At 42.4% G+C, this 21,002-nt stretch carries 17 protein-coding genes; 15 read left to right on the forward strand and 2 right to left on the reverse strand.

What is annotated here, in order from left to right; all coding sequences use genetic code 11:
• Window positions 1–3: 3 nt before the first annotated feature.
• The 13 genes from leuS to lipA all read left to right on the forward strand — a co-directional run bounded on the left by leuS (window position 4) and on the right by lipA (window position 12,713).
• Window positions 4–2,592, forward strand: coding sequence for a leucine--tRNA ligase (gene leuS, locus HUS61_RS03955; RefSeq protein WP_175079005.1), 2,589 nt, complete (start codon window positions 4–6; stop codon window positions 2,590–2,592).
• A 1-nt stretch (window position 2,593) separates the two neighbouring features.
• Window positions 2,594–3,082, forward strand: coding sequence for an LPS assembly lipoprotein LptE (gene lptE / locus HUS61_RS03960; RefSeq protein ID WP_054561826.1), 489 nt, complete (start codon window positions 2,594–2,596; stop codon window positions 3,080–3,082).
• A complete protein-coding gene (gene holA, locus HUS61_RS03965; protein ID WP_175082124.1) occupies window positions 3,082–4,122 on the forward strand; it encodes a DNA polymerase III subunit delta in 1,041 nt (346 codons plus the stop codon). Before lptE ends, holA begins: the two co-directional genes overlap by 1 nt.
• 12 nt (window positions 4,123–4,134) lie before the next feature.
• Window positions 4,135–4,770 carry a nicotinate-nucleotide adenylyltransferase gene (gene nadD, locus HUS61_RS03970; protein ID WP_175082123.1) on the forward strand — a complete coding sequence of 212 codons (636 nt, stop codon included), beginning with the start codon at window positions 4,135–4,137 and terminating at the stop codon, window positions 4,768–4,770.
• A 56-nt stretch (window positions 4,771–4,826) separates the two neighbouring features.
• On the forward strand, window positions 4,827–5,144 hold the full coding sequence (gene rsfS / locus HUS61_RS03975) for a ribosome silencing factor (RefSeq protein ID WP_054551669.1): 318 nt from the start codon (window positions 4,827–4,829) through the stop codon (window positions 5,142–5,144).
• Window positions 5,145–5,171: 27 nt separating this feature from the next.
• Window positions 5,172–5,642: a 23S rRNA (pseudouridine(1915)-N(3))-methyltransferase RlmH gene (gene rlmH / locus HUS61_RS03980; RefSeq protein WP_036967350.1), complete on the forward strand. Its 471-nt coding sequence runs from the start codon at window positions 5,172–5,174 to the stop codon at window positions 5,640–5,642.
• Between the two features lie 8 nt (window positions 5,643–5,650).
• Window positions 5,651–7,531 carry a penicillin-binding protein 2 gene (mrdA, locus tag HUS61_RS03985; protein WP_054561830.1) on the forward strand — a complete coding sequence of 627 codons (1,881 nt, stop codon included), beginning with the start codon at window positions 5,651–5,653 and terminating at the stop codon, window positions 7,529–7,531.
• Window positions 7,528–8,634, forward strand: a complete 1,107-nt coding sequence (gene rodA, locus HUS61_RS03990) for a rod shape-determining protein RodA (protein WP_054551671.1) — start codon at window positions 7,528–7,530, stop codon at window positions 8,632–8,634. Before mrdA ends, rodA begins: the two co-directional genes overlap by 4 nt.
• A complete protein-coding gene (locus tag HUS61_RS03995; RefSeq protein ID WP_063527804.1) occupies window positions 8,634–9,401 on the forward strand; it encodes a septal ring lytic transglycosylase RlpA family protein in 768 nt (255 codons plus the stop codon). The genes rodA and HUS61_RS03995 overlap by 1 nt, the downstream gene beginning before the upstream one ends.
• A gap of 54 nt (window positions 9,402–9,455) precedes the next feature.
• Window positions 9,456–10,616, forward strand: a complete 1,161-nt coding sequence (locus tag HUS61_RS04000) for a serine hydrolase (protein WP_054551673.1) — start codon at window positions 9,456–9,458, stop codon at window positions 10,614–10,616.
• 183 nt (window positions 10,617–10,799) lie between these two features.
• Entirely contained in the window at window positions 10,800–11,078 is a 279-nt protein-coding gene (gene ybeD, locus HUS61_RS04005; RefSeq protein ID WP_175082122.1) for a DUF493 family protein YbeD, read from the forward strand.
• Window positions 11,079–11,097: 19 nt separating this feature from the next.
• The gene (gene lipB / locus HUS61_RS04010) at window positions 11,098–11,751 is read left to right on the forward strand and encodes a lipoyl(octanoyl) transferase LipB (protein WP_082389180.1); all 654 of its coding nucleotides are present in this window, start codon (window positions 11,098–11,100) and stop codon (window positions 11,749–11,751) included.
• The gene (gene lipA / locus HUS61_RS04015; protein WP_054551675.1) at window positions 11,748–12,713 is read left to right on the forward strand and encodes a lipoyl synthase; all 966 of its coding nucleotides are present in this window, start codon (window positions 11,748–11,750) and stop codon (window positions 12,711–12,713) included. Before lipB ends, lipA begins: the two co-directional genes overlap by 4 nt.
• A gap of 57 nt (window positions 12,714–12,770) precedes the next feature.
• Here the strand turns inward: lipA and HUS61_RS04020 are convergent, their stop codons facing one another.
• Entirely contained in the window at window positions 12,771–13,364 is a 594-nt protein-coding gene (locus HUS61_RS04020) for a TetR/AcrR family transcriptional regulator (RefSeq protein ID WP_175082121.1), read from the reverse strand.
• 175 nt (window positions 13,365–13,539) lie between these two features.
• Between HUS61_RS04020 and HUS61_RS04025 the strand changes: the two genes are divergently transcribed.
• On the forward strand, window positions 13,540–14,559 hold the full coding sequence (locus HUS61_RS04025; protein WP_258535971.1) for an MBL fold metallo-hydrolase: 1,020 nt from the start codon (window positions 13,540–13,542) through the stop codon (window positions 14,557–14,559).
• Between the two features lie 125 nt (window positions 14,560–14,684).
• Window positions 14,685–16,310 (forward strand): M28 family metallopeptidase, encoded by a 1,626-nt coding sequence (locus HUS61_RS04030; protein WP_175082119.1) that lies wholly within the window; start codon window positions 14,685–14,687, stop codon window positions 16,308–16,310.
• Between the two features lie 61 nt (window positions 16,311–16,371).
• Here the strand turns inward: HUS61_RS04030 and HUS61_RS04035 are convergent, their stop codons facing one another.
• On the reverse strand, window positions 16,372–20,970 hold the full coding sequence (locus tag HUS61_RS04035; protein ID WP_175082118.1) for a FimV/HubP family polar landmark protein: 4,599 nt from the start codon (window positions 20,968–20,970) through the stop codon (window positions 16,372–16,374).
• Between the last annotated feature and the right edge of the window lie 32 nt (window positions 20,971–21,002).

A 21,002-nucleotide genomic window follows, 5' to 3' on the forward strand; every position in this document is an offset into this window, starting at 1 on the left:
TAGATGCAAGAGCAATATAACCCGCAAGACATTGAGTCAAAAGTACAAGCCTACTGGGAAGAAAACCAAGTATTTAAAGTCACTGAAGATGAGAGCAAAGAAAAGTATTACTGCCTATCTATGTTCCCATACCCAAGCGGCCGACTCCACATGGGTCACGTTCGTAACTACACCATTGGTGACGTAGTATCACGCTTCCAACGCTTGCAAGGCAAAAACGTAATGCAACCTATGGGTTGGGATGCGTTTGGTCTACCTGCTGAAAATGCGGCAATCAAAAACAACACAGCACCTGCTAAGTGGACTTACGAAAACATCGATTACATGCGCGACCAGTTAAAGCAATTAGGCTTTGGTTATGATTGGGATCGTGAAATCGCAACATGTCACCCAGAATACTACAAATGGGAACAGTGGTTCTTCACTAAGCTTTACGAAAAAGGCTTAGTATACAAAAAGATGTCAACAGTAAACTGGGATCCAGTTGACCAAACTGTACTTGCTAACGAACAAGTTATTGATGGTCGTGGTTGGCGTTCAGGTGCCATTGTTGAGCAAAAAGAAATTCCACAATGGTTCATCAAAATCACTGATTACGCACAAGAGCTACTAGACGATTTAGATAAACTTGATCACTGGCCTGAGCAAGTTAAAACCATGCAGCGCAACTGGATTGGTCGTTCTGAAGGTTTAGAAATCGAATTTAAGCGTGCAGATAACGAAGATACATTCAGTGTTTACACAACGCGCCCAGATACCTTCATGGGTGTGACGTATGTAGCGGTTGCTGCCGGTCACCCAATTGCACAAGAAGCCGCTAAAAACAGCGACGCTGTAGCTATGTTTGTTGATGAGTGTAAAAACACGAAAATCGCTGAAGCAGACATGGCAACCATGGACAAAAAAGGCATTGCAACTGGCTTTTATGCGATTCACCCATTAACAGGTAAGCAAGTACCGATTTGGGTTGCTAACTTTGTATTAATGGATTACGGCTCAGGCGCAGTTATGGCTGTTCCTGCACATGACCAACGTGACTACGAGTTCGCATCAGCTTATGGCCTTGAAATTGCTCAAGTTATCGCACCAGCTGCAGGTTCTGAAGAAACGGTTGATTTAGACAACCAAGCTTACACAGAAAAAGGTGTGTTAGTTAACTCGGGTGAGTTCGATGGTCTTGAGTTTGAAGCAGCGTTTAATGCCGTTGCAGACAAACTAGAAGCGCTTGGTGTAGGTGAGCGTAAAGTTAATTTCCGTCTACGTGACTGGGGTGTTAGCCGTCAGCGTTACTGGGGTTCTCCAATTCCAATGCTTAGCGACGAAAATGGTGATGAGCTTGCAGCAACAGAAGACATGCTTCCGGTTCGCTTACCAGAAGACGTAGTAATGAATGGTGTGACTTCACCAATCAAAGCTGATCCTGAGTGGGCTAAAACAACAGTAAATGGCGCGCCTGCATTCCACGAAACAGATACCTTCGATACCTTCATGGAATCGTCTTGGTACTACGCTCGTTACTGTAGCCCACGTTTTGACGAAGGCATGATCGAGCCAGGTGCTGCAAATTACTGGTTACCAGTAAACCAATACATTGGTGGTATTGAGCATGCGATCTTGCACTTACTTTACTCGCGTTTCTTCCACAAATTATTACGTGACTTTGGTTTAGTAAACTCAGATGAGCCATTTGAGCGCTTATTATGTCAAGGCATGGTACTAGCTGATACTTTCTATCGTAAAGATGAGAAAGGCGGTGATATCTGGATTTCACCAACAGACGTACAAACTGAAACAGACGACAAAGGTCGTGTTGTTAAAGCATGGCACAAAGAAGATGGCGAGCCGGTGTTCTCTGCGGGCATGAGCAAAATGTCGAAATCGAAAAACAACGGTATCGACCCACAACAAGTTATTGCCGAGTACGGTGCAGATACAGTTCGTTTATTCATGATGTTTACAGCACCACCAGAGCAAACTCTTGAATGGTCTGATTCAGGTGTTGAAGGTGCAATGCGTTTCTTAAAACGTATTTGGAAATACGCTGTTGATGTAGAAACAGTAGGCTACCAAGCGCTTGATAAATCAGCATTAAACAACGACCAAAAAGTTCTTCGTCGTGAACTTCATAAAGCAATTGCAAAAGTGACTGATGACGTTGAACGTCGTCAAACATTCAACACTGCAATCGCTGCTATCATGGAAATCTCGAACAAGTTACTTAAGGCACCACTTGCTGATAAACAAGATGTGGCAATTGCTAACGAAGCACTTGAAGCATTACTTATCATGCTTGCGCCTATCACACCGCACATGTGTCACCAGTTATGGCAAGACCTTGGCAAAGAAGGCGACATCTTAGATGCAGCATGGCCAACAGTTGATGAGTCAGCACTTGTTGAAGATGAGAAGCTAATCATTGTACAAGTTAACGGTAAGCTACGTGCTAAGTTAACAGTGCCTGCTGATGCAACCAAAGAGCAAGTTGAAGCATTAGCATTTGCTGAAGAAAACGTGACTAAGTTCACTGAAGGCGCGACTATCCGTAAAGTAATTTACGTACCTGGCAAACTACTTAACGTGGTTGCTAACTAAGATGGCAGCGCTTCAAGCACTGAAAAACGGACTAGCCCTTGCGCTAGTCTGTTTACTGCTGACAAGTTGTGGCTTTCACTTAAAGAAAGCCTCTAACTTGCCTGACGACTTGAAAGTACTCACCCTTGTTGGCGATGATGAAAAGTCAGCCTTATTCGAATTAGTCGAAAAAGAGCTTATTGCGAGTAAAGTTGAGCTTAACCAAGTTGGTAAACACCCTGAGTTAAAGATCCACAAAGACCGTTTAGAGCGTCAAATCTTGTCATTATTTGATAATGGTCAGGTTGCTGAGTATGAACTTGCCTACAGTGTAAGCTATACCCTCAAGCGCCCTGGGCAAAAAGCGATTAATCAAAGCTTTGAATTGTATCGTAACTACCAAGACGACCCAGACAATGCCCTTGCAAAAGCAAAAGAGCTTGATTTGCTATTAGGCGAAATTCGTAAGCAAGCGAGTCGTCGTATTGTTCGTGAGTTATCACAACTGTAATGCGTTGTTATGCAAACCAGCTTCCTAGCCAGTTAAAAAAAGGCCTCGCGCCTTTTTACATGGTGTTTGGTGAAGAGCCTTATCAAATTGCTCAGTGCATCATGCAAATTCGTCAAGCAGCTAAACAGCAAGGCTTTGACGAGGTAATCAAATTTACTTTAATGCCGGGTTTTGATTGGCAAGAAATTGTTGCTCAATACCAAAGTATGTCACTGTTCAGCGCTCGTACCTTAATTGAGTTTGATTTAAACGAGCAAAAACCAGGTACGCAAGGCAGTCAAATCTTTAAGCAGCTTGTTGAGCTTGCTAATCCCGATACTATTTTGGTTTTAAAAGGTGCCAAAGCCAGCCAAGATATTCAACGCAGTGCTTGGTTTAAAGCCCTCGATAAGCAAGGCTTATTTGTTCCTTGTTACCCATTAACAGGTAATCACCTGAGCCGCTGGTTAGATGAGCAATGCTACCGTTTGAACTTAAACCTTCATAACAACGCGAAACAAAGCTTAATTGATGCCACTGAAGGAAATTTACTTGCCTGTCATCAAGAGTTAGAAAAGCTATCTTTGCTTTATGGTAGTGAGCTAATTGACCAACAAGCTGTGATGCAAGGGCTACTAAATCAGTCAAGGTTTGATATTTTTGATTTGAGTGATGCTTTATTAAATGGCCACGCCGAACAAGCAGTTAAAGTAATGACTAAGCTGGCTGCCGATAACACTGAAGCCATGAGTATTTTTTGGGCCATCAATAAAGAAGCCGCTAACTTACTGGCAATGCAACACGGGCGCTTGAATGGTGCCAATATGGCTGATTTATACAAAAAGTATAATATTTGGAAAAACCAACAAGCTGTTGTACAACAGGCCTTAAACCGCTTGAACATCCAAGTACTCGAACAAATTACCAAACAATTAGCTCAGTTTGATGCCGCATATAAACAAGGCAACCTTGTAGCCCCCTACCAAGCATTAATGCAAATATGCTTAGTGTTTTGCCAACCTGTGGCGATACCTTTACCTTGCCACCCGGTCTTTGACTAAGAGTAACAATTGATGATTGCTATTTTTGGTGGCACTTTTGATCCAATTCACTTAGGTCATATTAATATGGCCCAGCAGTGTGTTCAGCAGTGCCAACTCGATACCCTTTACTTCATGCCTTGTGCTATTCCTGCTCATAAAGCCAAGCCAGGAATTAGTGATAAGCATCGCATTAACATGCTAAAACTTGCGATTGCCGACAATCCGCATTTTGCTATTGATTACCGCGAACTAAACCGAGAAGGTGCGTCTTATTCTTTGCTGAGTTTAGAAGAGCTTCGTGCAGAAACCCCATCAGCGCCGATTATGTTTTTAATTGGTATGGACTCATTCAATAGCCTAGATAAATGGTTTAAATGGCAAGAGATTGTCAAACTTTGTCATATCGTCGTGTACCAGCGCCCGGGGCAGCACTGCCAAGTATCTGGTGAACTTGCAGCTTATAAAGAGAATGCCGTAACAGAGCAACTTAGCCAGCTACAACAAGCCCCTGCAGGTAAGTTATTCTTTTTAAATGGCTTACAAGTTAATGCCGCCTCAAGCGAAATCAGAAAAAAGCTGCATTTAAATGATAATATAGCGGAACTTTTACCTACCAATGTAAGTCAATACATTGCGCAGCATCATCTTTACCAAACAGATGAATAAATACTGCCTGCGTGATAAAATAACAAATTAAGATTATTTATTTTTGAGAAAACACTTTGGATTCTAAACAACTACTCGCATTTGCCCTTGATAAAGTCGATGATATGAAAGCCCGTGATGTGGTACAGCTTGATGTTCGTGGTAAGTCTGACATTACTGATTACATGTTAGTGTGCTCAGGTAACTCAAAACGCCATGTACAATCGATTGCTGACCACGTTGCTAAAGAAGCACGCCATGCTGGTGAAGAACCTCTCGGTTACGAAGGCCAAAACGAAGGTGAGTGGGTGCTTGTAGACCTAGGTGATGTGGTTGTGCATGTAATGCAAGACCAAACTCGCGACTTCTATGATCTAGAGAAACTTTGGGGCTAACCCTTAGCAAGGACATAGGTAACCATTTTGAAAATACAATTGATTGCTGTTGGCACCAAAATGCCAGCATGGGTTGAAACCGGATTCACAGAATATCAACGTCGCTTCCCACGTGATATGCCCCTTGAGCTAATTGAAATCCCCGCAGGTAAACGTGGTAAAAATGCGGATATCAAACGTATTTTACAACTTGAAGGCGAAAAGACCCTTGCTGCTATTCCTAAAGGCAACCGCATTGTGACGCTAGAGGTGACCGGTAAGCCAATGGATACCCATCAGTTGGCAAAAAGTATGGAAAAGTGGCAGCTTGATGGTCGCGATGTTAGCTTATTGATCGGCGGACCAGAAGGTTTAGCACCTGAGTGTATTGCAGCGTCTGAGCAAAAGTGGTCATTATCAAACCTGACACTACCGCACCCACTAGTGCGCATTATTGTTGCAGAAAGCCTATACCGAGGCTGGAGCTTGAATAACAACCACCCTTATCATCGCGAGTAGTAAAGCCAATGCGAAAACACAGACCCACGATTCGAGACCACTCGGCTGAAGCAAACTTGTTTGCTCGCCGAGCATTTGTGGGTTTTGTGTTTGTTACACTGTTAATTGGTGTGTTGTTATCTAACCTATACAACATCCAAGTTATCGAACATCAAGATTATCAAACACGTTCGAACGATAACCGCATCAAAGTTATTCCAATTGCCCCTAACCGTGGGCTTATTTACGACAGAAATGGCGTATTACTGGCTGAAAACAAGCCAGTTTATAATTTAGAAGTAATACCCGAGGAAGTTGACAACCTTGAAGAGGCTCTGAGCGAAGTTGAAAAAGTTATCGAAATAACTGAGCAACAAAAAGCTGACTTTCTAGATGACATTAAACACAATCGCCGCTTTAAAAGCCAAGTATTAAAAGCCCGTTTAGACGAAACCGAAGTTGCAAAGTTCTCGGTTAATCAGCATAAGTTTCCTGGCTTTAGTATCGAAGCGCGTTTAGCTCGCTATTACCCTTATGGCGATACCCTTACCCATGCCTTAGGTTATGTTGCCAAACTCAACAAAAAAGAACTCACCAAACTTGAAGCTGAAGACCAAGCTACTAACTACCGTGCAACGCACGACATTGGTAAGCTGGGTATCGAAAAGTATTACGAAGAACTCCTTCATGGTGTAGTTGGTTCACAACGCGTTGAAGTGAATAACCGTGGCCGAGTGATCCGTACTTTAAGCCTCACGCCACCTGAACCAGGTCACGACTTAGTACTGACTTTAGATATTGGCCTGCAACAAATTGCTCAACATGCCTTAAAAGATATGCGTGGTGCCATTGTGGTGCTTGATGCTAAAGATGGCGGCGTTTTAGCGCTCTACTCTAACCCAAGTTATGACCCGAATTTATTTGTTCATGGTATCAGCAGCACAGATTACAAAAAGTTGTTAAACCCAGACCGACCACTTATTAACCGAACCACGCAAGGCCGTTACGCACCTGCATCCACAGTAAAACCTCATATGTCGATCCTTGCCCTTGAAGAAGGACTGGTAACCGAGCAAACACAAATTTGGGACCCGGGTTTTTTCCAAATTCCTAATGTGGAGCACAAATGGCGTGACTGGAAACGTTGGGGCCATGGTCATGTTGATGTTTATCGTGCTATTGAAGAGTCATGTGATACCTATTTTTACGATGTTGCTTACCGTTTAGGGATCACCAAAATCAGTGACTTTATGACGCAGTTTGGCTTTGGCGAACTCTCTGGAATCGATATTCACGAAGAAACATCCGCCATTATGCCATCGCGAGAATGGAAAGAAGCCCGCTTTAGAGAATCATGGTGGCGCGGCGACACCATTTCAGTGGGTATCGGCCAAGGTTATTGGACCGCAACACCGATGCAAATAGCTAATGCAACCAACATCTTAGTGAACCGCGGGCTCGATCATCCTCCGCACCTTGTACAAGTCGCTAAAAAAGAAAACGAAGTAACGCAAATTAATAATGATGAAAAGCCACCTGTAGTATTAAAAAACCCACATCATTGGCAAATTGCGCTAGATGCGATGCACAACACCGTACATAAAGTCACAGGTACGGCGCATAAAGCATTTAAAGGGGCGAATTACGACCCAGCTGGTAAAACCGGTACTGCTCAGGTTGTGAGTATTGCTCAAGGTGAGCGTTACGACGCAAAATCACTTAAAGAGCGCCAACGTGATAACGCTATCTATGTTGGTTTTGCACCCTATAACGACCCACAAATTGTGGTCTCTGTGGTGGTTGAAAACACCGGTGGTGGTAGTACAGTTGGTGCGCCTATTGCGCGTCAATTAATGGATTACTACTTCTCAGCGAACCCGATTCAAATAGCCCAAAGTGACGCGCCATGATCCCATTAAATAAAAAACGCTCAATTTGGCAGCGCCTACACCTCGATTTACCACTACTTATCGCCCTTATGACGATGATGGTAGCCAGCCTTGCTATTGTTTACAGCGCTAGCGGCCAAGACTCTGCCATGATGATACGCCACGCAACACGTATGTTTGGCGCTATCTTAGGTATGTTTATACTCGCGCAGTTTTCGCCTAACACATTAAAGAGTATGGTTATTCCGCTCTACTGCGTGGGGCTTTTAATGCTGGTTGGGGTGTTGTTATTTGGGGTAAGTTCAAAGGGTGCACAGCGCTGGCTTGACTTAGGTGTGACCCGTTTCCAGCCGTCAGAGCTAATGAAAATTGCTGTGCCAATGATGGTTGCATGGTATATCGGGCGTAACCATTTACCGCCAAGAATCATCCATTTAATTATTGGCTTTGCGATTGTAATGGTGCCAACCATTTTAATTAAAGAGCAACCCGACTTAGGTACCTCTATTCTGATTGCCAGTTCAGGGATATTTGTATTGTTTTTATCTGGACTAAGTTGGCGCCTTATTGGCTTTTTATCTGCTACTGTTGGTTTGGCAGCATGGCCTTTTTGGCATTACGTGATGCTTGATTATCAAAAACAACGGGTATTGACCTTTTTAGATCCTGAAAGCGATCCGCTTGGCTCGGGTTACCACATTATTCAATCGAAAATTGCGATAGGTTCTGGTGGCATTGAGGGTAAAGGCTGGCTACAAGGCACCCAATCACAATTGGAGTTTTTACCTGAGCGTCATACCGATTTTATCTTTTCTGTACTGAGCGAAGAGTTTGGCCTGTTCGGGGTTTGTTTATTACTTTGTATGTACTTGTTTATTATTGGCCGTGGCTTATATATTGCGGTTAATGCGCAAGATGCGTTTGGTAAACTGCTTGCCGGCGCATTAACACTGACCTTCTTTGTTTATGTATTTGTAAATATTGGCATGGTTTCGGGCTTACTGCCTGTAGTAGGTGTTCCGTTACCTCTAATAAGCTATGGTGGAACCTCAATGGTGACCTTGATGGCCGGATTTGGCATTATAATGTCTATCGCCACCGATAAAAGGATGCTTTTAAAATAATGACACAGCGAGTCAATTACTTACTTATAGCGTTATTTTCTGTGCTGCTTGCGGCGTGTAGCTCTTCATCTCAGCAAGGCCGTTATGCTATGGAGCATGATGCAGCCCCGCTTCGAAAACCAACCGAACTTGAAATGCAAGATGCTATAGTCACCCCGGTTGTTAAAAGTGCAAGCGCTAGTCGCCCTTACGAAGTCCGTGGTAAACGCTACACGCCGATGTTAGATGAAACTGGCTACTCTGAAGAAGGCATTGCTTCGTGGTATGGTCGAAAGTTTCACAATTATCACACCTCAAACGGCGAGGTGTACGATATGTTTGCGATGACAGCAGCTCATAAAACACTGCCGCTACCGAGCTTTGCCAGAGTAACAAATTTAGACAACGGAAAATCAGTAATTGTTCGCGTAAACGACCGAGGCCCGTTTCATGATGACCGGATTATCGATTTATCTTATTCTGCGGCCTATAAATTAGGTTATTACCGACAAGGTACAGCCCGTGTTAAGGTTGAGGCTGTTACCCTTGCCAATTCTGCCCCTCGTTTAAGCTACATTCAGGTTGCAGCGGGAAGTACTCTTGCTAATGTTGAAGCGCTCGCGTTTCAACTTCGTCAGCAATATCATGTGCCAACAAACATTGTTGAGAAAGATGGAATCTATCGATTACGTCTTGGTCCAATAAAAGATGCCGCAGAAGCACAAGCAGTTTTAGAAAAGCTAAAACAAAACCAATTTCAGAACGCGTTCTTGCTTTACAGTGAGTAAGACCTTTAGAATAGGTCAACGCAACATGTTTAACTTTAACCATTAATGAGTACGATGAAATCTATAAAATATAAAATCTTAAGTGGCGTTTGTGGCCTTGTTTGCACTGCTAGCGTATTTTCTGCAACAGCCCAAATTATCCCTGCCCCACCTCAAGTTAATGCGAAAGGTTATTTCTTGGTTGATTTCACCACAGGTAAAGTAATTGCCGAAGGCGAAGCTGATACAAAATTAGCACCGGCTAGTTTAACCAAAATGATGACCAGTTATGTAATTGGTACTGAAATCAAAGCAGGTAATATTGCACCAACTGATATGGTTACAGTCAGTGAAAAAGCCTGGGCAAAGAATTTTCCTGAATCATCAAAAATGTTTATCGAAGTCGGTAAGCAGATCAGTGTTGATGACTTAAACCACGGTATCATTATTCAATCAGGTAACGATGCCTGTGTAGCAATGGCTGAACACATTGCCGGTAGTGAAAGCGCATTTGCTGATTTAATGAATGCCCACGCTGAAAAGCTTGGCATGACTAACAGCCACTTCGTAAATAGCCATGGTTTAGATACTAACGAACACTTCACGACACCACGTGATATGGCAACCTTAGGTGCTGCACTTATTCGCGATGTACCTGATGAGTACGAAGTATACGCGAAAAAATCATTCACTTTTAACGGCATCAAGCAATACAACCGTAACTCATTGTTATGGGATGAAAGCATGAACGTTGACGGTATTAAAACTGGCCATACATCAGAAGCGGGTTATAGCTTAGTAACTTCTGCAACTAAAGATGACATGCGTTTAATCGCGGTAGTAATGGGCACAGAAAGCGAACGTGCTCGTAAAGTTGAAAGCAAAAAACTATTAAACTACGGTTTCCGCTTTTTCGAAACAATCACGCCATATAAAGCAGGCGACAGCTTTGCTGAGCAACGTATTTGGATGGGTAACAAAGAAAACGTATCGTTAGGTATCTTAGAAGATACACCTATTACTATTCCACGTGGTCAGCGTAAAAACTTAAAAGCGAACTTCGAGCTTGATAAAACATTAGAAGCGCCGCTTGCTAAAGGTACTAAAGTAGGCACGCTATTCTTACAGCTTGAAGGTGAAGAAATTGCACAATATCCACTAGTTACACTAGAAGAAGTGGAAGAAGGCAGCTTCTTTAGCAAGATCTACGATTACCTACGTTTACAAATTCAGTAATCTGGTCATAAAGTTTATAAACGCCTTGCACCGCAAGGCGTTTTTTTTTGTCTGAAAAATGATAGAATGCGCCCCATATCAGTCGCGCTGGGTCGAGTGCGTCGTAATCTAAGTTTGCTTAACGCCAGGAAATGGCAGAGAACACCTCTATTAAGCACACTCACTGTTTGAGGAGTCACCGTCGTGGTTCAACCTGTAAAAAATACTAAGTTTGACGAGTATTTAGATTTCCCATGCCCATTCACATTTAAAGTCATGGGCTTAGCTAACGTAAATCTAACAGATCAGATCCTAGAAAAGCTGCAACCAATTGCACCTGGCGATTATGCGCCAAAGGTAAAACCAAGCAGCAAAGGTAATTACGAATCTGTAACGCTTGTAGCAACGGTTACAAGTAAAGAGCACATCGAAGAAATTTATAACGTGATCAGCAACATCGATGACGTACGTCACATGCTATAGGCCGATTACGGAGTAAGTCGTGAGCGAAAGAGAATTAATCGTTCGTCAATTAGGTCGTCAGCGTTACATGCCAATTTGGCAAAAAATGCAATCTTTTACCGACACCCGTGATGAGCACACAGCAGATGAAATTTGGCTTGTAGAGCACGAGCCAGTATTTACGCAAGGCCAAGCAGGCAAAGCTGAGCACTTATTAAATACCGGTGATATCGAAGTGATCCAAGTGGATCGTGGTGGTCAAGTTACCTATCACGGACCAGGCCAACAAATGATGTATGTGCTATTCAACTTACGTCGTTTAAACATTGGTGTAAGGGAGCTAGTAACCTGGCTTGAAGAGTGCATTATTGATACGTTAAAAGACTACGACATTGATGCCTACGCGAAAGCGGATGCACCCGGTGTTTACGTTAACGACAGCAAAGTTGCCTCATTAGGTCTTCGCGTTCGCCGCGGTTGCTCTTTCCACGGTTTAGCACTAAATGTAAGTATGGATCTAAGTCCATTCTTACGTATTAATCCATGCGGCTATGCTGGCATGAACATGGTGCAAACAACCGATCTAAACGGTCCGCAAAACCTCGAGCAAGCAGGTGCAGGGCTTGTAAAACACATGATTAAAAAGCTTAATGCTACTGTGGTTAAGCACACTGAAGGGTTTGAAAACGAATGAATAAACCAGTCAAAATGGAACCAGGCGTAAAACTGCGTGATGCAGAAAAAATGGCACTGATCCCAGTTAAAGTTTTACCGACTGAAAAAAACGAAATGTTGCGTAAGCCAGAGTGGCTAAAAATTCGCTTACCAAAATCAACTGAACGTATTGATGGTATTAAACAAGCGATGCGTAAACATGGTTTACACTCAGTGTGTGAAGAGGCTTCGTGCCCTAACCTATCTGAATGTTTCAACCATGGTACTGCGACTTTCATGATCTTAGGTGCTATTTGTACTCGTCGTTGTCCGTTCTGTGATGTTGCCCATGGCCGTCCATTAAAGCCAGACGCAGCTGAGCCAGAAAAGCTAGCGCTGACTATTAAAGACATGAAGCTAAGCTATGTTGTAATCACGTCAGTAGACCGTGATGATTTACGTGATGGTGGTGCACAGCACTTTGCTGACTGTATTCGTGAAATTCGCAAGCACAACCCAGAAATCACGATTGAAATTCTAGTACCTGATTTCCGTGGTCGTATGGACAGAGCCCTTGATATCTTAATCGAGACGCCGCCAGATGTATTTAACCACAACCTAGAAACTGCACCGCGTTTATACAAATTAGCGCGTCCAGGTGCTGACTATAAGTGGTCACTTGAGCTATTACGTCGCTTTAAAGAAGCACATCCAGATGTGAAAACTAAGTCTGGTTTGATGGTAGGTTTAGGTGAAGAAATTAGCGAAATCGAAGAAGTGTTACGTGACTTACGCGAACATAACGTTGATATGCTAACAGTAGGTCAATACCTACAACCTTCTAAGCACCACTTACCGGTTAAACGCTATGTGCCGCCAGCAGAGTTTGATGCTTTAAAAGATTATGCAGACGAAATTGGCTTTACACATGCGGCCTGTGGTCCATTTGTTCGCTCAAGCTACCATGCTGACCAACAAGCAGCTGGTAAAGAAGTGAAGTAATACTTTTACAATTATTTAAAAGCCCGCATTAAGCGGGCTTTTTTATGTGCCAAAATATCAGCGCCCATAACGCGCTAAGAACATTTTTACGGTTTCGCTTATTACTTTGTTATCGGAGTCGCTTTCTTGGCGCTCAAAGCCATACAGCAACGGATAAAAGATCAGCGACTTTAACTGATACACAAACTGTTTTGCTGCAAACTCAACATCATCAATCGTTAAAACCTGTGCTTGCACACCCGCTTCTAAAAACGCCACAAGATCTTGCATACAGCCCATGTTATTACTGGCTAATGATTTTGCTAAATCAGGCTGCTGTAACATCTGCATAAAAGCGACTTTCGCTACTTTTAAAAACTCTTCAGAGGTCAAAAGCGCCACTTCTTGTTCAGCAATGCGTGTTAACTGCTGTGCAATTGGCACAGCGGCATCAAATACAACCGCTTGCTCTTGGCGGACTTTTTCAAACATAAACACTAGAATGGCTTGAAACAACACATCTTTATTTTCAAAGTGATTATATACGGTACGCTTTGAGGCACCCGCTAAGCTTGCAACCTGATCCATACTGGTATGCTCAACACCTTGCTGAAAAAACAATGTCTCAGCTGCATTCAAAATATCTAATCGTTTTCTCTGTGATAATTTCATGGACCCCTCCGATAAGGGTTACTAGTGTAACGCAAAAATAAAAAATGCACTAGATAGTTTACTTTTATAGCAAACCATGAAAAACTACACCGTGTAGTTTACTTATGGTGACGATATGAAATTTCTAAAATGGCTCGCAATCGCCACTCTATGCATCGTGATAGGAGTGTTTATTATGAATAATCAATTAGCCGCTGAAGGCGTGAGTGATAACAGCCACTCTGCGCAATTATCTGATGGCAAGTTCCACAATACTGCTGAGGTAGAAAGACCCAGCTTTAAGAAAACGCTAGGTATCTTCAAACGCTTTATTACAGAAAAGAAAATTGATGCAGAGCCAAAAGGTGAACTGCCTATGCATTCTGTTTCTCATGCACAGCTTGAGCGTTTATCTAATGACACAGTGCATTTTGTGAAATTAGGTCACTCCTCTATTTTAGCGAAAGTGTATGGCGAATACTGGCTATTTGATCCGGTATTTTCAGAACGCGCTTCGCCTTTTTCATTCATGGGGCCAAAGCGCTTTCAGCCAACACCTATCAGCATTGCAGAGCTATCAAACATTGCTAAAGTGTTTATTTCACACAACCATTATGACCACTTAGATAAAGCGGCAATTAAACAGCTTGTTGATAAAACAGATTCTTTTTATGTGCCATTAGGAGTCGAAAACGACCTGAAAAAATGGGGCGTTGATGAACAAAAAGTCCATAGTTTTGATTGGTGGCAAGAGAAAAATATGGCAAATAGCCAAATTGTATTTACCCCAACTCAGCACTTCTCTGGCCGAGGTTTAACAGATGGCAATAAAACCCTTTGGGGCTCTTGGGCTATTAAAGTAAATGACAAGCGCTTTTATTTTAGCGGTGACTCTGGCTATTTTTCTGGCTTTAAAGAGATTGGTAATCGTTATGGGCCGTTTGATATCACTTTTATTGAAACCGGTGCTTACGACAAAGATTGGGCTGACATTCACATGACACCAGAACAATCAGTACAAGCTCACCTCGATTTACAAGGTGATGTGATGGTGCCAGTGCATAATGGAACATTCGATCTGGCCTTTCATGCTTGGTATGACCCACTTAAACGTGTTGCTAAAAAAGCAGGACAAGAGCAAGTATCACTGAGTACTCCGTTAGTTGGTGAGGTATTTAAAATTCAAGATACCGCCATTGATAAAGCGTGGTGGTAAAATTGACAGGATGAAAGGTGCATTATTATCCTTTCATCCTGAATAATTAGTTATTTGTAGACTCTTTCTGGACAGCCCCTTCGCGTCCCATATAGTGAAACCCTGTGCAATCAACCAGAAAAACTATGACAACTCACCTTAAGTATGCAAGCTTGGCACTTGCAATTGGTTTATTCGGCTGCTCTGAGCAACCAACAACAAGCACTGATGAACCAAGTGCTGAAAGCAATGAAGCCGTAAACATTGCCAATGTACGCTCACATATTAAAACCCTCGCCTCTGATGAATTCTTAGGCCGTGGCCCTTTAACTGAAGGCGAAACACTAACCATTAATTATTTAGCCGACGAGTATAAAAAACTCGGCTTAAGCGGTAGTTTTAATGGCGAGTTTTTACAGCCAGTTACCATGGCAAAACTCACTCCAGATCAAAACATGACCTTACAAGTGGGTGATTTAAGCTTTAATGCTGGCAGTGATTTTACCGCCCGTACCCAACAAATTAACCCTGAAATCAACATTGATGGCTCTGATGTTGTGTTTGTTGGCTATGGTATTAATGCACCTGAATATAATTGGGATGACTTTGCAGATATTGATGTAAAAGACAAAACAATTATCGTGCTTGTTAATGACCCTGGTTTTGCCACGCAAGACGACACGCTTTTCACCGGTAATGCTATGACCTACTACGGTCGTTGGACTTACAAATATGAAGAAGGTGCTCGCCAAGGTGCAAAAGCAGTATTTATCGTTCACGAAACTGCTCCTGCCGCATACCCTTGGGGCGTTGTAGAAAGCTCGAACACGGGTAGCAAATATACCTTAATCGACCAAGATAAGAATGCTTCTGACATCCCTGTAATGGGTTGGATTGATGAGCAAGCGGCAAATGAAATTTTTGCTCAAGCAGGCCTTGATTATCAAACTGAAAAAGCCAACGCACTAAAAGCTGACTTTAAACCTGTCGACTTAAAAGCGAAAGCAGCGCTGACACTGAAAAGTGATATCTCTCAAGCGCAATCGCATAATGTTGTTGCAACGCTTAAAGGTAGCGAAACTCCTGATGAGTACATTGTAATTGGTGCGCACTGGGACCACTTTGGCACCAAGCAAACTGATGACGGTGTGAAAATCTACAATGGTGCTGTCGATAATGCTTCAGGTAGCGCAGCAACGGTTGAAATAGCCCGTATTCTTACTGAAATGCATAAGAAAAAACCATTTAAACGCTCGATTATCTTTGCCAACTTTACGGCTGAAGAAACAGGGCTTATTGGTTCTGAGCAATTCGCTACTGGCGAAATTGTACCAACTAAACAAATGGTCGCACTGCTTAATATTGATGGTATGAACGTGCTAGACGGCGTTGACTACATTTTACAATACGGTAAAGGCATGTCTGAAATGGAAGACTACCTTGCAGATGCAGCGAAAGCACAAGGTCGTCATGTAAAAATGGACCCGCGTCCTCAAAATGGTTTGTTCTTCCGCTCTGATCACTTCTCTCTAGCTAAACAAGGCGTGCCTAGCTTATTATTTATGAGTTTAGGTGATACAGATCCTGATTACATCGCTCACAAATATCATAAAGAAGCTGACGACTATTCAGCAGATTGGTCTATGGGCGGTGTTAAGCAAGATATTGAACTGATTGTTGATATTGCCGCCAAACTTGCTGATAACGGCGATTGGCCTAAGTGGAAAGCCGAGTCTGATTTCAAAGCTCGTCGCTTACAAGACAAGCAATAACCTTCGCTTAGATACAAAAAACCGAGCTAGTTGCTCGGTTTTTTATTGTCAGTTTTACTTATTACTCGTTAATTTTAGCTTTAAGTGATTGTGCTTCTTCTTGCACTTCGTCTGGGCCATTGGCAATAACATCTTCAACGGCTTGCAGCGCTGAGTCAAAGTCGTCTATTTCGATATATGCCCGCGCTAAGTCCAGTTTTGCTGAGTAACCACCACTTTCGGCATCAACATCAGTTGGGTTATCACCCGCTAGTAAGTCATTAAAATCACTCAGTCCTACATCCATATCAACCTCATCATAAGGTTCGTGGTCGAGTGCTTCATCGTCACTTTGTTCAAGTAATGAATCGATATCTACAAACTCATCCGTTGAAGTAGTTTGCTCCTCGGAATCTAATGCCTGTACTTCTGGTTCAACTGGCTGTTCGCTTTCACCCTGTAAGTCTTCATTTAATAGTGCATTAAAATCAACATCGAATTCACTTGCATCAGCAATATCAGCGTCATCTGGCTCTGCTAGTTCATTTAACAGTGCATCAAAGTCTGTTTGAGTAAGGTCAGCCATAAAATCATCATCGATTTCATCGTCTGACAGCTCACTTAAATCAGCCTCGTCAGCTAAATTAGACTCGATATCAGCTAATGTTTGTTCAGCTTCTACGGCATCATCAAGTTCAATATCATCCAATTCGAATTCAGGGAACTCCTCTAATTCGTCTTGGCTATCAGCCACCTCATCGTCAATTGGCGCTTCGCTCGTTAACTCTGTTGTGCCTTCAGTCTGTGATTGATCCGATAAGTCGTCCTCAGGATCAAGAACATCATCTTCTGTAAATTCATTATCAAGCAAGATCTCATCATCAAAATCATCGTCTAGCTGATCAAGCTCATTACCCGTTGCTAATGAATTAGCAAGGTCTTGCTCTGCCTGACTTAACTGTAATGGTGCATCTTCATCTAACTCACTAGAAGTGTCTTCATCAGATTCATCCAATTCAAAACCGGCTTCATCTAGCTCAAGCTCTGGATACTCTTCCAACTCTTGGCTAGGCGTCACTGTATCTTGCTGTAATGGCTCTTCGTCGGCGGTTAAATCAAATTCATCAGTTAGGTCTTCATCTGCTAGCGGATCATCGCCTAAATCAATTTCAACTTCTTCTATGTCTTGCTCTGGTTCATCTATTGACCAGTCTGGTGCTTCGACATAGTCATCTTCTTCACCAATTTCATTTAATAACTCATCGACACTTTTCAGTGATGGATCATCAAACTCGTCAAGGCTATCATCTTCATCTAATAGCTCATCGCTATCTTCATTAAACTCTTGATTAAGCGCTTCATCGATATCAACTTCGTCACTATCATCCGTATCATCAACCAACTCTGATGCAATCGATTCAACATTCATGTCATCAACCGCTTGATCAGCATCGGCTAAATCTTCTAGCGACTCTTGTAGATTCTCATCATGCTCTGCACTGTCACTCTGTTCATGACTTAAATCTGATATCTGCGCTTCAGTGTCTTGCTTCAGCTCATTTGTTTGCTGAATAAGCTCTTCAAGCTCATCATCAACGTCAGAGTCCTGCTCATCACTAGCGTCTTCATCAAGTAATGAGTCAATATCTGCTACATCGAGTTCATCGTCTTGCTCAGCATTGTCATCAATATCTGAGCTACTTTCATTTGTTAACTCTGGTTCTTCTGACTCTGCATCAACCTCATTAAGTAGTGAGTCTATTTCATCAGTATCAAACTCATCGCTTAAATCATCCGTAATAGGCTCTTCGGTAAGCTCTTCAACTGGTTCTTGTTCTGGCTCTTCCTGCGCTTCATCCAATAATGAGTCGATGTCATCGACATCTAAATCATCATCAAGCTCATCTTCGTCAATTAAGTCGTCTGCACTAGGTTCTTCAATTGATTCTTCAACCAGCTTTTCAGATTCAGGCTGTTCTTGAGCTTCATCTAATAGTGAATCAATGTCATCAACATCTAGAGCATCATCAAGTTCATCTTCATCAATTAAATCGTCTGTGCTTGGTTCTTCTACAAGCTCTTCAGGCTGCTCATCAACAAGTTCCGCTTCAGGCTCTTGCTCTGTTTGAGCTTCATCCAATAATGAATCAATGTCATCGACATCTAAATCATCATCAAGCTCGTCTTCGTCGATTAAGTCATCTGCGCTTGGTTCTTCTGCAAGCTCTTCAAGCTGCTCTTCAACAAGCTCCGCTTCAGGCTCTTGCTCTGTTTGAGCTTCATCCAATAATGAATCAATGTCATCGACATCTAGGGCATCATCAAGTTCGTCTTCGTCGATTAAGTCATCTGCGCTAGGTTCTTCTACAAGCTCTTCAGGCTGCTCCTCAACAAGCTCCACTTCAGGCTCTGACTCTGTTTGAGCTTCATCCAATAATGAATCAATGTCATCGACATCTAGTTCATCACCGAGCTCGTCTTCGTCGATTAAGTCATCTGCGCTTGGTTCTTCTGCAAGCTCTTCTGGCTGCTCTTCAACAAGTTCCGCTTCTGGCTCTGCTTGTGTCTCATCTAGCAATGAATCAATGTCATCAACATCTAGTTCATCATCAAGCTCGTCTTCGTCGATTAAATCGTCTGCGCTAGGTTCTTCTGCAAGCTCTTCAGCCTGCTCTTCAACAAGTTCCGCTTCAGGCTCTGCTTGTGCCTCATCTAGCAATGAATCAATGTCATCAACATCGAGGGCATCATCAAGCTCGTCTTCGTCGATTAAATCGTCTGCGCTAGGTTCTTCTGCAGGTTCTTCTTGAACTTCGTCTAATAGTGAGTCAATGTCATCAACATCCAGCGCATCATCAAGATCATCGTTTTCTAATGCATCGTTAGCTTCAGCGGCTGGCTCTTCTGTTTGTGCATCATCAATTAAGCTGTCAATATCGAAATCATCTTCATCGATGAGCTCATCCGCGCTTGGTTCTTCGGCTGGCGCTTCTTCTTGAGCTTCATCTAATAGCGAGTCAATGTCATCAACATCCAGCGCATCATCAAGATCGTCGTTTTCTAATGCATCGTTAGCTTCGGCTGCTGGCTCGTCTGTTTGGGCTTCATCAATTAAGCTGTCGATATCGAAATCATCTTCATCGATGAGTTCAGCTTCAACGTTAGTTGTTGAGGCATCATTATTTTCATCGAGTAAGTCATCAATATCGTCTAGGTTTACATCTTGATTAGAATCCGTGTTGTTTTGCTCATCAATTAAGCTATCAATGTCAAAATCATCTTCAGCGTCATCTTCTGCAAGCTCTTCACTAAGCGCTGCCATTTCATCATTGGCGTTATCTAACGAGTCATCTTCATCAGTATCAAATAGGTCATCAATGTCATCAGCACTTAAAATATCACCCGATGAATCTGCTGGAGACTGTTCGCTATCTAGGTCAATTTCATCACCTAAACTGTCGTCATCGGTTTGATCGAAATCTTGCTGTAAAAATGCATCTAAATCATCATCGTCAGTACTACTTGAAGACTCATCATTAAACTCGATGTCATCACTTAATAAACCTTCTAGTTCATCTTGATTTAAAACACTGTCATCTTCATCAAAACTATCATCAATGCTGTCGTCAAAAATGATGTCATCATCTGGTAGCATGTCTTGGTCTAAGTCGTCATCTAAACGCACACTCAAGTCATCATTGTCTTCGACCGGATCAGGAACTAGCGGATCAGTTTCTATAATTGGTTCTAAATCATCATCAGCATTATAACTTGGGCTTTGAGGTAAAAATTCATCGTCATCGCTTGCATCTGTATCATCATTGGTGCTGTTGCGTTTTTTCAAAAACATCACAACGGCTGCAATGATAAGTAATGCAGGAATAAACATTAATGCACCGAGAACAAATGGGTTGCTCAGTAAACTCGAAAAACTAAACCCACTGTCCTCTTCAATCTTTTTTGCTTTTTGCTGCTCTATGATTTCATTTTGTTTAGTGATCAACTCTTTCAGCTGCTTTTGAATTTCACTGTCTTGGCCAAGTTGATCACGAACGGTTTCAAGCTCTTTAGAAATACCGCTCAGTTGCTTTTTGAGCTTGTTGTTCTCAGCTAAGATTTCTTCAACATTTTCAACCGACGATTTAAACTGCTTTTGTAACTCTACTAGCTGCGTGCCCTGCTCTGTTTTAATAGTGTTGATTTCTTGCTTAAGTTCTTGTTTTGCTTCGTCTACATCAACTTTACGGGCTTGAGTTACTTTCTTTTGCGATTCATTAATTTCAGCTGTAGTCAGCGTACCATTTTTCTTTTTTTCCCACAGCTCATCATCTTGTTCAGAACGCGCTTTTGCTAGTGTCGGGTTGACCGCACGCATTTCTGCAATGGTTGGAATTTTTAGGTATGCGCCATCACGCATATGATTTAGGTTTTGATCTAAAAATGACGATGGGTTTTTGTCATACAGAGCTTGCATGACCTGATAAATACTTACAGAGTTGTCAGGGCGAATTTTAGCGGCAATACGCCATAATGTATCGGTCGGTTTAATTGGACCAATAGAGCGCCCCTGCGCACCGTAATCGACACCTTTAGGGCCTTTAAGTGTGGTGCCTTCATCAGAGTATGTCGGTGTTACCACCAATGCAGACGCTAATATGAAGAGTGTTGCTAAACCGCGCATGCTGATCCTTTATGTTTTAAATGTTAACGCAG

Origin of the sequence: Pseudoalteromonas sp. 0802 (assembly GCF_013350085.1) — a bacterium.
Taxonomy (GTDB): Bacteria; Pseudomonadota; Gammaproteobacteria; order Enterobacterales; family Alteromonadaceae; genus Pseudoalteromonas.

Excerpts from the sequence above, each read along its gene's own strand:
- leuS (WP_175079005.1), top strand. The coding sequence starts at position 4 with ATGCAAGAGCAATATAACCCGCAAGACATTGAGTCAAAAGTACAAGCC.
- lptE (WP_054561826.1), top strand. The coding sequence starts at position 2,594 with ATGGCAGCGCTTCAAGCACTGAAAAACGGACTAGCCCTTGCGCTAGTC.
- holA (WP_175082124.1), top strand. The coding sequence starts at position 3,082 with ATGCGTTGTTATGCAAACCAGCTTCCTAGCCAGTTAAAAAAAGGCCTC.
- nadD (WP_175082123.1), top strand. The coding sequence starts at position 4,135 with ATGATTGCTATTTTTGGTGGCACTTTTGATCCAATTCACTTAGGTCAT.
- mrdA (WP_054561830.1), top strand. The coding sequence starts at position 5,651 with ATGCGAAAACACAGACCCACGATTCGAGACCACTCGGCTGAAGCAAAC.
- rodA (WP_054551671.1), top strand. The coding sequence starts at position 7,528 with ATGATCCCATTAAATAAAAAACGCTCAATTTGGCAGCGCCTACACCTC.
- HUS61_RS03995 (WP_063527804.1), top strand. The coding sequence starts at position 8,634 with ATGACACAGCGAGTCAATTACTTACTTATAGCGTTATTTTCTGTGCTG.
- HUS61_RS04000 (WP_054551673.1), top strand. The coding sequence starts at position 9,456 with ATGAAATCTATAAAATATAAAATCTTAAGTGGCGTTTGTGGCCTTGTT.
- lipA (WP_054551675.1), top strand. The coding sequence starts at position 11,748 with ATGAATAAACCAGTCAAAATGGAACCAGGCGTAAAACTGCGTGATGCA.
- HUS61_RS04020 (WP_175082121.1), bottom strand. The coding sequence starts at position 13,364 with ATGAAATTATCACAGAGAAAACGATTAGATATTTTGAATGCAGCTGAG.
- HUS61_RS04025 (WP_258535971.1), top strand. The coding sequence starts at position 13,540 with ATGAATAATCAATTAGCCGCTGAAGGCGTGAGTGATAACAGCCACTCT.
- HUS61_RS04030 (WP_175082119.1), top strand. The coding sequence starts at position 14,685 with ATGACAACTCACCTTAAGTATGCAAGCTTGGCACTTGCAATTGGTTTA.
- HUS61_RS04035 (WP_175082118.1), bottom strand. The coding sequence starts at position 20,970 with ATGCGCGGTTTAGCAACACTCTTCATATTAGCGTCTGCATTGGTGGTA.